This window comes from Acinetobacter guillouiae (assembly GCF_002370525.2).
Lineage (GTDB): Bacteria > Pseudomonadota > Gammaproteobacteria > Pseudomonadales > Moraxellaceae > Acinetobacter > Acinetobacter guillouiae.
This window is the reverse complement of the sequence record NZ_AP014630.1, coordinates 4,363,697-4,377,945: the sequence shown is the minus strand read 5'-3', so window position 1 is coordinate 4,377,945 and position 14,249 is coordinate 4,363,697. Positions and strand designations below refer to the sequence as shown.

Sequence of the window (14,249 nt, the reverse complement as noted above, 5' to 3'; positions counted from 1 at the left end):
TATATATAGTATAAAACAGTCCGTAAGGGCTGTTTTTTTTCCATATCTTGCGAAAGGCTCAACAAAATCAGGTTTTTTTGCTACACTAGCTGAAATCATGAATTTTGTTCAATAAAACCACTATGCATTGTCCATTTTGCAACGCTGCAGATAGTAAAGTAATCGACTCTCGTTTGGCCGCTGAAGGTAGCCAGATTCGTCGACGTCGTGAATGTATCAGTTGTGGCGAACGTTTTACGACATTTGAGAGTTATGAAGTGGTCATGCCACGCGTGACCAAGTCAGATGGTAAAAATGAACCGTTTGACGAAGCAAAATTACGACGTTCTTTAATGCACGCTTTACAAAAAAGACCCGTGACTCAAGAACAGATTGAAACCGTCATTAGTGATATTCAATTGCAAATTCGCCGCCTCGGTGAACGTGATGTACGTTCACGCACCATTGGTGAAATTGTCATGAAATCGTTGTTTGCATTGGATCATGTGGCTTATGTGCGTTTTGCATCGGTGTATCAAGATTTCCAAGATATTGATGCGTTTCGTCATCAAATTGAACAAATGCAAGATCGTGGGCAAGACCACTAATTTTATTTTTGAACGTTATTGATTAGGAATTTTATGTCTGAGTTTGATTCAAATTCTAAACCCGAAGATTATGTCAACATAGATCAGGTTTGGATGCAGAAAGCAATTGAGCTCGCGAAGCTTGGACAATATTCCACACGACCAAACCCGAACGTCGGTTGTGTCATTGTAAAAGATGGGCAATGGGTGGGAGAGGGTTTTCATCCTAGAGCTGGTCAGCCACACGCCGAAGTTTTTGCCATGCGTCAAGCAGGCGAGTCTGCCAAGGGCGCAACAGCGTATGTCACTTTGGAACCTTGTGCGCATTATGGCCGTACACCACCTTGTGCTAAAGGCTTGGTTGAAGCGGGTGTCAGCAAAGTTGTTATTGCATGTGCTGATCCAAATCCTTTGGTGGCGGGAAAAGGCGTGGATATTTTACGCCAGGCAGGGATTGAGGTTGAAACAGGGGTTTGTGAGCAACAAGCGGCTCAACTCAATCAAGGCTTTTTAAAAGCAATGGCAACGGGTGTGCCTTATGTGCGGTTAAAGGTTGCGTCAAGTTTAGATGGCCGTACAGCAATGGCGTCTGGTGAGTCTAAATGGATCACTGGGGCTGAATCACGTCAAGATGTTCAGCATTGGCGGGCTATTTCAGGTGCAGTGATTACCGGGATCGATACCATTTTGGCAGATGACCCTCAATTAAATGTGCGTTCATTGGGTGATATTGATATTGCAACGATTGTCCAGCCTAAGCGGGTGATTTTAGACCGACAAGGGCGTTTGCCACTCAATGCTCAAATTCTTAGCGCGCCTGAAACAGTGATGGTCATGGGACCATTTCGTCAAGAACTTGCCAAGCTGGGCGTGGTACAATTAGAAGTACAATCTTTAAAAGATTTGCTTACGACTTTAAAAGATTTCCAAATTTACGATGTGTTGGTTGAAGCAGGTGCGACATTATCCACTGCATTTTTGCAGGAAAAACTGGTGGATGAATTAATCAGTTATGTTGCGCCAACCTTTTTAGGACAATCAGCACGTGCCATGTTCAATGCCGAATTTGAAACGATGGCACAACAATTACGTTTTAAGTTACAAGATGTTCATCAGTTTGGTGATGACATTCGCTTAAGACTTATCCCTTCACAAGAGTCAGTATGAATCCAGAGTCAACATCATCGGTTTACCATAAACGTCGTCATGCTGCGCGTACAACAGATGAATATCTTTTTCATCAGTTGGTTCCCTATCTGGGAAACAAACGTCGTTTGTTGCATCTGATTCTTGAAGCGCTTGAAATCACAGGTACTTTGAATCCTAAGGGTAAACGCGCCCCGATTTTTGCCGATTTTTTTGCAGGCAGTGGGGTGGTTTCACGTTTAGCACGTCAAAATGGCTATCGGGTGATTGCCAATGATTGGGAACCGTATAGCCATGCATTAAATCATGCCATTTTGGCATGCACAGATGCACCTGCATTTAAAGAATTGGGTGGGTATCAAAAAGCCATCGATTATTTAAACCGCTTGCCTGAAGTGAAAGGATGGGTTACGCATAACCTTTGTCCGCGGAATGATGAAATTTATGACCCTGCACGAGACCGTTTGTTTTTTAAACGCCGTAATGGGATGCGTATAGATGCAATTCGCCAGCAAATTGCCACTTGGCAAGCACAGGGTGCAATTGACGATGTAGAAATGAGTGCGTTATTGGCACCTTTGCTCTATTCAGCAAGTTTTGTCAGTAATACCAGCGGTGTATTTAAAAGCTTCCATCACGGTTGGGGTGGTAAAACCCAAACTGCGTTGGAACGGATTGAGTCTTTATTATGGCTTACACCGAGTCGCTTTAGTGAAGTCGGGCAAAATAAGCAGAAAACCCCGATGGCAGAAGTGTGGTGTGTAGATGCACAGCACTTGGCAAATCAAATGAGTGGTTTTGAAGTCGATGTGGCTTATTTAGATCCGCCGTATAACCAACATGCCTATAGTAGTAATTATCATGTACTCAACTCGTTAACACTGTGGGATCAAGTTGATTTACCGACACCAGATACCAAAGGTTTTAAAAGTGGGATTGACCGTGCGTGGCGTAAAGAACGTCCAAGTCCTTATAATTCTTCTAAGCATGCACAAGAAGCTTATGAGAATTTGTTGGAAACTATTAATGCACGTTATATTCTCACCAGTTACTCAACCGATGGAAATATTGAGGCCAAAGACTTATTGGCGGCCAATCTGAAACGTGGCAAAGTCACCTTATTGACTCAGGATGTGCCTCGTTATCGTGTCAGTAAACAGCGTCAGTCTGAACGCGCACGTGTGCTTGAGTTTATTGTGATCACTGATACCCATGCCAAGTCTGGACCACCATTGCGTCAGCTGTTGGGACAACTTTATCATTTTGCGGAATTGGGTGGTGTGGATACTTCGGGTGTAAGTACACAACTGGCCTTATGGTAACAACTCGCCTTTACCATTAAAATATGGGGCGAGTGCAAATAAACACGATTGAACTTCATCAGTTCCTCTCACTGCAGCAGTAGGTAGAATTATGTTCACAGGTATCATTGAAAGTTTGGGTAAAGTCGAGAGTTTACAAAATGTAGGCGGTGATGTGCGCTTACGCATTCAGACAGACTTGGATATGTCTGATGTACATTTGGGCGACTCTATTGCAACCAATGGCATCTGTTTAACTGTGATCGACTGGGGTGAAAATTGGTACGCAGCTGATGTATCCCGTGAAAGCTTAAATCGTTCGACTTTAGCGAGTTGGAAAGCGGGACAAGCGGTCAATGTGGAAAAGGCAATGTTGCCGACAACACGCTTCGGTGGACATATCGTCAGTGGACATGTCGATGCCGTGGGTGAAATCACTGTAGTGCGTTCAGATGCGCGTTCGCTATATTTTGAAGTCACTGCACCTGTTGAAATTGCTAAATATTTGGCTGAAAAAGGGTCTGTGACTGTAGATGGAATTAGCCTCACCATCAATCATTTACGTGGAAATATCTTAAGTTTAAATTTAATTCCACACACTGCTGAACGGACCAATATTGCAACGTGGAAAGTGGGCTCTCAAGTCAATTTAGAAGTCGATGTATTGGCACGGTATATTGAAAGATTGTTGCTTGGTGATAAAGCTGCTGAGCCAAAAGCAGAGTCTAAACTCAGTATGGAATTTTTGGCAGCCAATGGTTTTTTAAAGTAAATAAAAACCGAACCCGATTAAAAAAGCCTAATTTATTTAGGCCTTTTTAATATATACATGATTAAATTAGGCTAATATATCGTGAATTCTTCTGTAAGAGAGTTGAGTATTGCTTGAATTTTTATTGCATTTAGAACAATTATTGCCCACTTTTTTAGAAAATTACGGGCTGTGGATTTATGCCATTTTGTTTCTAATCATTTTTGCAGAAACTGGCTCAGTCTTTATGTTTTTTCTCCCAGGCGATAGTCTATTGATCGCTGTTGGTGCTTTATGTTCTACCGCTGAATCTGTGCATTTGCACTATATGGGTGTGTTGCTGATTATTGCTTCAATTTTGGGGTATATGGTGAACTATTATACGGGACGTGCGCTGGGTTTTAAGTTTTTCCACGCGCATTCACGTTGGTTTAAGCCTGAATATATTAAAAAAACCAACCATTATTTTGAAAAGCATGGTGGGAAAACCATTCTGGTTGCCCGTTTTGTACCTTTTGTTCGTTCTTTTGCTCCTTTTGCAGCGGGTGCAGGGCATATGAAAATGCCAGTATTCATGTTGTATAACATTTTAGGCGGATGGATTTGGATTGCGCTGTTGCTTGGTGCGGGTTATGGCGCGGGCAATTTATTATCTTTGCTGCTCGATTCATTTTAATCAGATTCAAACCGTCATAAACCGCCCTGATGAATAAGCCGAATGCTGATCCTCAACATTCGGCTTATTTATATTGAGAATAGAATAAAACCATGAGTGGTTTTATTTAAAAAATCAGCGGTATTGCTCAAAATAATCTGCTGCTATTTTTACGCACTGACACAAAAAAATAGCCAGAAAGTGCAAACAGAAAAAGCTTTCAAATCGCCAAAGTGCTAACATTTTGCAAGTTTTAAAATCTTAATGCTGGTGAGCAAAAATGTTAATACAACGTGGTGGGTTAAAAGTTGTGGCTGGGCTTGGAATTTCAGGCGTTTCAGCCGTAAATTTTCTTCATGAAAATGGCTACCGTGTTGCAGTCACAGATTCTCGTGAAGTTCCACCAGGACATGAGCAAATTCCAGCAGCAGTTCAAACCAGCTTTGGTCAACTCGATCAAGATTTACTTTTACAAGCTGAAGAAATTGTCATTAGCCCCGGGTTAGATCCTCAGTTGCCAGCAATTCAAGCTGCGATTGCAAAAGGTATTCCCGTTATCAGTGAAATACAAATTCTCCGCCGTGCTACAGATAAACCGATTGTGGCGATTACTGGTTCAAATGCAAAAAGTACCGTGACCACTTTGATTGGTTTAATGGCACAAGACGCAGGGGTTAAGGTTGCGGTAGGGGGTAACTTGGGGCGTCCAGCTTTGGATTTAACCCATGATGATCCAGACGTTTATATCCTTGAACTTTCCAGCTTTCAATTGGAAGCAACCTCAAGTTTAAATGCAGAAGTGGCTGTGGTCTTGAACATGAGTGAAGACCACTTGGACCGTCATGGGGATATGGCAGGTTACCATGCGGCAAAACATCGTATTTTCCAAGGTGTGAAAAAAGTCGTATATAACCGTGACGATTCATTGACGCGTCCATTGGTGCCAGATGTCACACCAATGCAAAGCTTTGGGCTTAATGCACCTGATTTAAAACAATACGGTATTCTAAGAGAAGATAACGGTACGATTTGGTTAGCGCGAGGTCGTGAGCGTTTACTTAAAAGTTCAGAGATGTATATCCAAGGAACACATAATGTTGCCAATGCTTTGGCATGTTTAGCTTTGGGTGAAGCGATTGGTTTACCAATGGACAAAATGCTTGAAACCTTAAAAACCTTTAAAGGTTTAGAGCACCGTTGCGAATTCGTTAAAGAAGTGAATGGCGTTCGTTATTATAATGATTCTAAAGGCACCAATATCGGTGCAACTTTAGCAGCATTGGACGGCTTAGGTGCTGCAATTGAAGCTCAAGGTGGTCAGGTTGCAATTATTTTGGGTGGTCAGGGCAAAGGGCAGGACTTTACTGCACTACGTGAGTCTCTGCAAAAATATGCCAAAGTTGCGGTACTGATGGGTGAAGATCGCGCAATCATTGAAAATGCCATTGCAGGGACAACAACGCTGCTACATGCAGCATCTTTGCAACAAGCTGTAGAACTTTGTCAACAACATACGCATGCGCAAGATGTAGTGCTATTATCACCTGCATGTGCAAGCTTTGATATGTTTACAGGCTATCCTGAGCGTGGTCATCGCTTTGTTGAATATGTAAATGCTCTAAACTAAAAAGAATCATAAGGAAATAAAGTATGGCTGGGTTAGCTCAGACGACTATAAGTAAGATTCACCAAGTGTATGATCGCTGGATGCCAAAATTGCCGGCAGAGATTACACCGCGTAATGTACTGATATTTTGCGTCATTTCATTGTTGTGTATTGGTACGGTGATGGTGGCTTCGGCTTCAATGCCTTATGCAGAACGAATGCATGAAAACGAATTTCACTATGTGATTCGTCATGCAATTTCGATCGTGGTGGCTTTTGTTGCGGCAGCAATTACCTATCGAGTTTCACTCAACCTTTGGTTTAAAAATACCTTTCCATTGTGGTTGATCACCATTGCTTTATTACTTGCCGTCTTGGTGGTGGGTACAGAAGTCAATGGTTCAACACGTTGGATTCGTGTAGGTGGATTTACCTTGCAGGCAACCGAAGTCGCCAAGGTGATGATGGCCATATTTACCGCAGACTATGTGGTTCGTCGTGCTGAAGAAGTCCGTAATAATATTAAGGGCTTGGTACGTCTAGGTGTGGTGATGTTGCTGACGGTCGGACTGATTATTGCAGAGCCTGACTTAGGGGCAACAGTGGTAATTGCTGTTTCGATGCTGGGTGTGTTCTTCTTGGCTGGTGCACCCATGATCCAGTTCGGCTTTGCATTCGGTGCGATTCTGGTGGCATTTGTATCCTTAATCGTGTTTGAACCATATCGTTATGAACGCTTAATGTCATTCTCAAACCCTTGGGCCGATCCTTTAGGCTCAGGTTATCAATTGTCGAATGCCTTGATGGCTTTTGGTCGTGGTGAATGGTTTGGGGTGGGCTTAGGACATAGTATTCAAAAAATGTCTTATTTGCCTGAAGCACATACTGACTTTATGTTGGCAATTTTAGGTGAAGAATTCGGTTTCTTTGGTATTTCGACCGTTTTGTTACTCTCATTTGTGATGTTGATTTGTTGTATTCGTATTGGTCAGCGTGCGCTCAATCATCAATATTTGCGCGCAGGTTATTTGGCTTACGGGATCAGTATTATTTTCTTATTACAGATCTTGGTGAATGCCGGTATGAATATGGGCATGTTACCGACCAAGGGGCTAACGCTTCCATTTATTAGTTATGGTGGTTCATCTTTAATTATGTGTGCGGTGATGATCAGTTTAATTCTCAAAATTGATGCAACCACCAAGGATGCCAATCCAGCGCGAGAAGAGTCTAGTTTTTAATTTTTTATTGCACTTAAATAGACAAGCCATTTGATCACAAATGGCTTTTTTTATGGGTAATTTAGTTTGGATTTTGCGTATTGCAATATTTTAATGCCGACTGGGTGGTCTTAAATTTTACCCAATCCCAAGTTTGATAACCGGACTCACTCAGTCCTAATACATCTATCGCTGTTGGGGAATAATAAAACGAAGTTTCCAATACACCATTGGCATAAATCTTGATCTGATGTTTTCCAGAGGTATTTGCAAGTTTAAGTTTGATTGGGGTTTTGTGATCGACCTTGATGATTGCAGAGTGATCAACTTGAACTGAATAAGTTGGTAATGGTTTACCCCATTGTTCACGTGGCGCGCCACTCATTTCATCAACAACAGCAGTTTTAGAAATCGGGGAAATACATAAAATTGCCATTTGTGCATAGACCTGTGTAAGGCCCATGAGCATGAGAAAACTCAGCGTTATTAGATTTTTTAAAAGGTTCATCTCAATCCTGAATGATGTTGGTATTCTTATGTTGGTATTGTTGCTTAATCAGGGATTACTGATAAATGGATTGTAGCGTTGTCCCTTGAGGAATGCGAGAGATATCCCATTGAGCGACAGCTTGAGCCAACATGAGATCTGGCTGATCTAGGTCTACTGGAGCTTGTCCAAGTGCTATAATCGCTTGTAACAGCAATTCAGGTGCATGTTTGAGATCAAGTGCTTGTGCAAGGTTTTGTTTAGAGAGTTTTTGCCCCAAATGATTCATGGCGAGGGGTAAGTGCATATATTCAAGAGCTGGATAACCCAAAAGCTGTCCTAGCCAAATTTGACGTTCAGTATTATCCAATAAGTCCGCACCACGCACGACATGGCTGATTTCTTGTAAATAATCATCGACAACGACTGCCAGTTGATAATTGATAATGCCATCACGACGCTTTAGTACAAAGTCACCTAAATCGCGTTGTAAGTTCGCGCAATGTTGTCCTTGCAAGCGGTCATTGAAACAAATGTTTTGATCAGAAACTTTTACACGAATGGCTTGGTCTTGAAAGTCGAGCTGTTTGTCTCGGCAGGTGCCAGCATAGATATGATTTGAGCCTAATATTTTACGGGTACATTCACAGGCATAAACGAAATGTTTTTGTTTGAGTTGTTCGATTACAGATTGATAAATGTCTAAGCGATGTCGTTGATAAATGATTTCAGCATCGGATTGGAAGCCAAAAGCATCTAGGCACTTTAAAATATGTTGTTCACTATCTGGGTAAATACGTGGGATATCCGTATCTTCGATGCGGACGATCCATTGCCCATGATGCGCTTTCGCATCGCAATAGCTCGCGACAGCGGTCACTAAGGAACCAAAATGTAACGGCCCTGTGGGAGAGGGTGCAAACCGACCTTTGTATACGGTACTCTTCCTCCCTCCCTTTGGAAAAGAGAGGGTTGGGGAGGAATTTGACACAGTATTAACCGTTATTTTGCTTCTCTTTGATCTCTGCAAGGGTTTTACAGTCGATACATAAAGTTGCAGTTGGTCGTGCTTCTAAACGGCGTAAACCAATTTCGATACCGCAAGTTTCACAGAAACCATAGTCATCATTTTTAATCGCTTCAATAGATTGCTCTATTTTACGAATAAGTTTACGTTCACGGTCACGGGTACGTAATTCGATGGCAAACTCTTCTTCTTGCGTCGCACGGTCATTTACATCAGGTAAAGAAGAAGATTCATCTTGCATTGTATTTAGGGTGCGATCCACTTCCGACATCAATTCTGCTTTCCATGCCAGCAAAATTTTACGAAAATGTTCGAGTTGCCCCTCAGACATGTATTCTTCATTTTTCTTTGGCTGATAAGGCTCGATACCGAATAGACTTGCTGTAGTACCGTTTTCATTGGTCTTCGGCTTGGTTTTACGCACTCGCTTTACAGACTTATCATCTGCAATTGCTGTTTGTTCTTCCAAGACTTGATTTTGGTTGTCATTCGCCATAAAGGGCATTCCTCATCATATACGTATTATCTATACGCAAAAAATATGGTGATATGCAAGTATTTTTATCACTACCAACAGAATGAATCTATCGGGGGCGTCATCATATAGATTTTTTTACCAAGATGAAAGTCACCTAACCCTGAATTCGACTTTCTGCATATCTCGTTGGACGAATAACTTAATAGAAAAAAACCAAAATGAAAAGCTAGTAACCTGAAATTTCTTCATTAATTGTAACTTTGAAGTGATCCAAGCGGTGTACAGAGGTCTCAAATTCACCATTGGCTTTTAAATGTAAGCAACGGTAACCAGGCGCAATCGGATCAAATGAAAACTCTTGGCTGAGGGGTTTAAATTGTACACACGTGGCAGGAGTAGAAATAAACTGTATTCCATTCCACAGGTTATAGGATTCTTGATGAACATGCCCATGTAACACGGCTTTGATGTTATCAAAGGGTTCGAGTACGGCCTTTAATTCATCGGCATTTTTGAGCTTATGTTGATCGAGCCATTTGGAATGCATATCAAAAGGATTGTGATGACAGGCGATAAGGATAAACTTGTCACGCAATTGTTCCAATAGCCGTTTTAGATGGACCAATTGTTCCGTTTGAATATTTCCATCGGTACGTCCACCCACAGCACTATTCAACAAAATGATACGCCATTGATCTAACTCAATCACTGCTGGAATAGGTTCTGGCGAATGGAACGGGAACAAGTTTATATTGTCGTGATTTCCCGGAATTTGGTAGAAATCGACACCAAAACGCTGCATATATTCTAAATAGCGCGCATAAGTTTCTGGAAATGCAGCTTGAGCCAAATCACCAGTATGTAAAATCAGATCGATATTTTTATAACGTTGCTGAATATCATCCATGACGGCATGAAAGCTTTCTTCAGGATTAATCCCGACAAACTCTGCATCCGGTTTATCCATCAGGTGTGTATCTGTGATTTGGATAATCACTCTATCTTTATCTGTTTGCGGCAATATCTCTGATTGCATGCCTTTCCCCTAGACATCTTCAAATGCATGCAAGTGCTGTTGTAGCCATTGCAAAGCCATAATCACAGGTGCATTTTTTAAACGATTACTTTTTAATAATAGACTCAAATCTGAATAATCAATGATATGAAGTTGGATATTTTCACCTTCATCTGGCATACCAAACACACCACCTTCAGCAGGTAATGCGGCTTGTGCTACATAGAGATGAAAGATTTCATCACATGCGCCAGCAGATGGATAGAAGCTAAACAGGTGTTTGATTTGGTTTAATTCACATCCAGATTCTTCGATGCTTTCCCGTCGAATGCAACTTTCTGGAGATTCATCTCCATCAAGTACGCCTGCAATGATTTCGAGTTGCCAAGGTGAAATTTCATCATCAATTGCCCCTACACGAAACTGTTCAATCAATGCAAATTTTTGTTGTTGATCATTATAAATCAGTACACCAGCAGCTTCTTTACGACGAATTAATTCACGGTGAATGGCTGAGGTATATTCAGTTTGATTAAATAATCGGTGTCGCAAGCTCACTTTTTCGACTTGAACAAAACCTTTAAAGGCATATTCACGAGATTGTATTTCTACATCATTATGGGTGTAGGTTGCTTGCTGAATGATGTTCATGTGCACAGTTAGGATGAAACATATTCACTTCATCCTAACTGAGAAATAGTGAAAGACAAAAGTTTTTTTTAATCTTTACACTTTATGGTACAACTTTTGCCCTTGTTCCTGATAAACGGATTTCATGGTTTTGAGACCATCTTCTATAAGCGTTTCGCTATTTACAGGGTGGGCTGCATTTTGTTGATTTTGTGCATAATCTCGCACGTTTTGGGTGATTTTCATCGAGCAGAACTTAGGTCCGCACATTGAACAGAAGTGCGCAGACTTATGTGCTTCTTTAGGCATCGTCTCATCATGCATCGATCTAGCAGTATCTGGATCTAAGCTGAGATTGAATTGATCTTCCCAACGGAACTCAAAGCGTGCCTTAGATAAAGCATTGTCACGAACTTGTGCGCCCGGATGACCTTTGGCTAAATCCGCTGCATGGGCTGCGATTTTATAGGTGATAATCCCGTCTTTAACATCTTTCTTATTGGGCAGACCCAAATGCTCTTTGGGAGTCACATAACATAACATTGCAGTGCCGTACCAACCAATCATCGCTGCACCAATTGCCGAGGTAATATGGTCATAGCCCGGAGCAATATCGGTGGTGAGCGGACCAAGGGTATAGAAAGGTGCTTCCTGACAAACTTCAAGTTGCAAGTCCATATTTTCTTTGACCATATGCATTGGAACATGGCCTGGTCCTTCGATCATGACCTGAACATCATGTTTCCATGCCCGATGGGTCAGTTCACCTAAAGTGCGTAATTCTGAAAATTGCGCTTCATCATTGGCATCCTGAATACAGCCCGGACGTAAACCATCGCCTAAGCTGAAAGACACATCATAGGCTTTCATGATTTCGCAGATTTCATCAAAATGCGTATAGAGGAAGTTTTCTTCATGATGCGCCAAACACCATTGCGCCATGATCGAACCACCGCGTGATACGATCCCTGTTAAACGATTGGCTGTCATCGGTACATAACGTAATAAGACCCCAGCGTGAATGGTGAAATAATCGACACCTTGTTCAGCTTGTTCAATCAGGGTGTCTTTAAAGATTTCCCATGTCAGGTCTTCAGCAACACCATCGACTTTTTCAAGTGCTTGATAAATTGGTACCGTACCAATTGGAACTGGTGAGTTGCGGATAATCCATTCACGGGTTTCATGGATGTTTTTACCCGTCGATAAGTCCATGATGGTGTCAGCACCCCAACGGGTTGCCCAAGTCATTTTCGACACTTCTTCATCGATCGATGAACCCAAAGCTGAGTTGCCGATATTGGCATTGATTTTTACCAAGAAATTACGCCCAATGATCATGGGTTCGCATTCAGGATGGTTAATATTGGCTGGAATAATGGCACGACCTTCAGCGACTTCTTTACGCACAAATTCAGGGGTAATCTCCATGAGGTTGTGTGCACCAAAATTTTGCCCTGCATGCTGGCGCATATCGACACCTTCATGCTGGCGCTGATTTTCACGAATCGCAATGTATTCCATTTCAGGCGTGATGATGCCTTGTTTGGCATAATGCATTTGTGTGACATTGTTGCCTGTTTTTGCACGACGTGGTTTTTGAATATGGGCAAAACGGATTTCAGCAGTACGAATATCTTTCAGACGTTCTTGGCCAAATTTAGAGGTTAAGCTGGCTAAATGTTCAGTATCGGCACGTTCTTCAATCCAAGTTTCACGGACATTGGGTAAGCCTTTATTCAAATCAATGTGTACGTTGGGATCGGTATAAACACCTGAAGTATCATAGACCATAATTGGTGGATTTTTTTCACCACCAAGGCCTGTCGGAGTATCCGTGAGTTCAATTTCACGCATCGGTACTTGAATATCTGGGCGTGAACCTTGAATATAAACTTTTTTAGATGCGGGTAAAATTCGAGTCAGATCTTTGGCTTCTTGCTCGTGTTGAGCCAATTGATCAGCAGGGGATAGATTCGTTAATTGGTTCATTACAATGATCCTTATGAATGACATCAACGAATCAAGCACGACCAAAAACGGTGGCAAATTTAGTCTATTTTATCTGCTAAATCCATCATCAGAATAAAGCGCTATTGCGAAAAAATAGATAAACTATGGGCTGTCAGTTTTTAGATGCTTGATTCCTACGCAGGTCTTAACCTGATCAGGTTCAACGGTACTTTAGTTTAAGTTTTGGCAAGGAGATGCAAAACTGACTAAATCTCAGCGAGGAATTACTCGCGCTCCGTCAAGCGATGTTTAAATCTTAGCATGTTCTCATTAAAAATATGCTGGCATGCAGATATCAATTTCAATTATTTTTTTGAGTCAGAATTTCCTCGACAGATTTTCTAATTTTTTGTTCAAATGCTTCACGTTGTGCCCTGATCTCTTGCTGTTCAGGTGAGTTATCTTCAGGATACTGTCTAGATGGTTTTGGCATTTGCTGCCAAAGCGTTTCACTTGCGTTGATTAAATTCACAAATTTCTGTGCAGTTTGGCTACTTGCAGTTTTACTTTTTGCAATTTTTTCAATCGCTTTGATTGCTTGTTCATCTGCAATTTTATCGTCATCGAACCAGAGCGTACGGGTGTTGTCGTCGCCTTGAAAAAGTGCACTACGGTATTGTTCAATGTTCTCTACGACTTGAGGTTTAAAATGGTTGTTGGGGTAATCTTTATTGAATTTTTCCCAATATAACAGTCGATTGGCCACTTCATCAAAACTAATTGCTAGCCCTGCGTCCATAATATAGTTGGCACCTGTATATTCTTTACGGATCTGTTTAAAGTAAACCTGATCTGATTTTTCTAAATAGGGTGCAAAAATATCCAGATCATATTGTGGATGCTGTACAAAGGTGTATTCACCTTCACCGATATAAAATTTTGCTAAATATAAGTCCTTTGCGTGATCAACTAAATATTTCTCACGTGGTTTTAACTTTTTATACAGTTCTTGTTTTTGTTGAGCGGTCATAGACTGACCGTCTGCAAGTGTGTCGGTCATATATTGAAAGACTTCAGGCGAGGCATCCGCGATGAGTTTTTGATATATGCCTTCAATTTTTGCTTGCCATTGATAACGTGTTTTTAGCGGCGCAGATGCGAGGCATTTTTTGAGTAATTGATTGAGGTCATTTAAATCTTCAACGATGACCGTTTTTTCTAATTTTTTGATGCTTGTATCTATCTCGTTACAGTCTTGTGGAAACGCTGGTATTTCAGCTGTACTGGTCTGAGTCGCTTTAGAAGCTGCTTTAGTTGTCTCAATTGTTTGATTGTTCTCGTGCTTTTGGCAAGCGCTGAATAGGGTACACAGGCAGAGTGTTGTGAGTGATAGATGTTGTTTTAAAGCTTTCAT

The 14,249-nt window shown here is 41.5% G+C and carries 14 protein-coding genes and 1 riboswitch; of the genes, 7 read left to right on the top strand and 7 right to left on the bottom strand.

All coding sequences use genetic code 11. From position 1 onward, the window contains the following. Window positions 1–122: 122 nt before the first annotated feature. From nrdR to ftsW, 7 genes are all read left to right on the top strand, one after another. Window positions 123–587, top strand: coding sequence for a transcriptional regulator NrdR (gene nrdR / locus AS4_RS20400; protein ID WP_004725286.1), 465 nt, complete (start codon window positions 123–125; stop codon window positions 585–587). A gap of 33 nt (window positions 588–620) precedes the next feature. Continuing rightward, entirely contained in the window at window positions 621–1,733 is a 1,113-nt protein-coding gene (gene ribD / locus AS4_RS20395; protein WP_004725287.1) for a bifunctional diaminohydroxyphosphoribosylaminopyrimidine deaminase/5-amino-6-(5-phosphoribosylamino)uracil reductase RibD, read from the top strand. Then, a complete protein-coding gene (locus AS4_RS20390) occupies window positions 1,730–3,034 on the top strand; it encodes a DNA adenine methylase (protein ID WP_004725289.1) in 1,305 nt (434 codons plus the stop codon). Before ribD ends, AS4_RS20390 begins: the two co-directional genes overlap by 4 nt. 91 nt (window positions 3,035–3,125) lie before the next feature. Continuing rightward, window positions 3,126–3,785: a riboflavin synthase gene (locus AS4_RS20385; RefSeq protein WP_096735324.1), complete on the top strand. Its 660-nt coding sequence runs from the start codon at window positions 3,126–3,128 to the stop codon at window positions 3,783–3,785. A 109-nt stretch (window positions 3,786–3,894) separates the two neighbouring features. Continuing rightward, window positions 3,895–4,440 carry a VTT domain-containing protein gene (locus AS4_RS20380; protein WP_004725292.1) on the top strand — a complete coding sequence of 182 codons (546 nt, stop codon included), beginning with the start codon at window positions 3,895–3,897 and terminating at the stop codon, window positions 4,438–4,440. A gap of 259 nt (window positions 4,441–4,699) precedes the next feature. Further along, window positions 4,700–6,046 carry a UDP-N-acetylmuramoyl-L-alanine--D-glutamate ligase gene (gene murD, locus AS4_RS20375; protein WP_096735323.1) on the top strand — a complete coding sequence of 449 codons (1,347 nt, stop codon included), beginning with the start codon at window positions 4,700–4,702 and terminating at the stop codon, window positions 6,044–6,046. A 23-nt stretch (window positions 6,047–6,069) separates the two neighbouring features. Next, entirely contained in the window at window positions 6,070–7,266 is a 1,197-nt protein-coding gene (gene ftsW, locus AS4_RS20370) for a putative lipid II flippase FtsW (protein WP_004725295.1), read from the top strand. 61 nt (window positions 7,267–7,327) lie between these two features. Here ftsW and AS4_RS20365 read toward each other — a convergent pair whose 3' ends face one another. The 7 genes from AS4_RS20365 to AS4_RS20335 form a co-directional block, all read right to left on the bottom strand. Then, window positions 7,328–7,753 (bottom strand): hypothetical protein, encoded by a 426-nt coding sequence (locus AS4_RS20365; RefSeq protein ID WP_096735322.1) that lies wholly within the window; start codon window positions 7,751–7,753, stop codon window positions 7,328–7,330. Window positions 7,754–7,808: 55 nt separating this feature from the next. Then, window positions 7,809–8,723: a tRNA glutamyl-Q(34) synthetase GluQRS gene (gluQRS, locus tag AS4_RS20360; protein ID WP_096735321.1), complete on the bottom strand. Its 915-nt coding sequence runs from the start codon at window positions 8,721–8,723 to the stop codon at window positions 7,809–7,811. A 4-nt stretch (window positions 8,724–8,727) separates the two neighbouring features. After that, on the bottom strand, window positions 8,728–9,255 hold the full coding sequence (gene dksA, locus AS4_RS20355; RefSeq protein ID WP_004725300.1) for an RNA polymerase-binding protein DksA: 528 nt from the start codon (window positions 9,253–9,255) through the stop codon (window positions 8,728–8,730). Window positions 9,256–9,463: 208 nt separating this feature from the next. Beyond that, window positions 9,464–10,273 carry a 3',5'-cyclic-AMP phosphodiesterase gene (cpdA, locus tag AS4_RS20350; RefSeq protein WP_004816563.1) on the bottom strand — a complete coding sequence of 270 codons (810 nt, stop codon included), beginning with the start codon at window positions 10,271–10,273 and terminating at the stop codon, window positions 9,464–9,466. 9 nt (window positions 10,274–10,282) lie between these two features. After that, complete coding sequence (locus AS4_RS20345) at window positions 10,283–10,903, bottom strand: NUDIX domain-containing protein (RefSeq protein WP_096735320.1); 621 nt, start codon at window positions 10,901–10,903, stop codon at window positions 10,283–10,285. Between the two features lie 75 nt (window positions 10,904–10,978). Beyond that, a complete protein-coding gene (thiC, locus tag AS4_RS20340; protein ID WP_034612636.1) occupies window positions 10,979–12,874 on the bottom strand; it encodes a phosphomethylpyrimidine synthase ThiC in 1,896 nt (631 codons plus the stop codon). A 135-nt stretch (window positions 12,875–13,009) separates the two neighbouring features. Then, window positions 13,010–13,143: riboswitch (TPP riboswitch) on the bottom strand. Between the two features lie 53 nt (window positions 13,144–13,196). Beyond that, window positions 13,197–14,249 (bottom strand): hypothetical protein, encoded by a 1,053-nt coding sequence (locus AS4_RS20335; RefSeq protein ID WP_096735319.1) that lies wholly within the window; start codon window positions 14,247–14,249, stop codon window positions 13,197–13,199.

Bases quoted from the DNA above. Each gene is read 5' to 3' on its own strand.
- nrdR (WP_004725286.1), top strand. From the start codon at position 123: ATGCATTGTCCATTTTGCAACGCTGCAGATAGTAAAGTAATCGACTCT.
- ribD (WP_004725287.1), top strand. From the start codon at position 621: ATGTCTGAGTTTGATTCAAATTCTAAACCCGAAGATTATGTCAACATA.
- AS4_RS20390 (WP_004725289.1), top strand. From the start codon at position 1,730: ATGAATCCAGAGTCAACATCATCGGTTTACCATAAACGTCGTCATGCT.
- AS4_RS20385 (WP_096735324.1), top strand. From the start codon at position 3,126: ATGTTCACAGGTATCATTGAAAGTTTGGGTAAAGTCGAGAGTTTACAA.
- murD (WP_096735323.1), top strand. From the start codon at position 4,700: ATGTTAATACAACGTGGTGGGTTAAAAGTTGTGGCTGGGCTTGGAATT.
- ftsW (WP_004725295.1), top strand. From the start codon at position 6,070: ATGGCTGGGTTAGCTCAGACGACTATAAGTAAGATTCACCAAGTGTAT.
- AS4_RS20365 (WP_096735322.1), bottom strand. From the start codon at position 7,753: ATGAACCTTTTAAAAAATCTAATAACGCTGAGTTTTCTCATGCTCATG.
- dksA (WP_004725300.1), bottom strand. From the start codon at position 9,255: ATGGCGAATGACAACCAAAATCAAGTCTTGGAAGAACAAACAGCAATT.
- cpdA (WP_004816563.1), bottom strand. From the start codon at position 10,273: ATGCAATCAGAGATATTGCCGCAAACAGATAAAGATAGAGTGATTATC.
- AS4_RS20345 (WP_096735320.1), bottom strand. From the start codon at position 10,903: ATGAACATCATTCAGCAAGCAACCTACACCCATAATGATGTAGAAATA.
- thiC (WP_034612636.1), bottom strand. From the start codon at position 12,874: ATGAACCAATTAACGAATCTATCCCCTGCTGATCAATTGGCTCAACAC.
- AS4_RS20335 (WP_096735319.1), bottom strand. From the start codon at position 14,249: ATGAAAGCTTTAAAACAACATCTATCACTCACAACACTCTGCCTGTGT.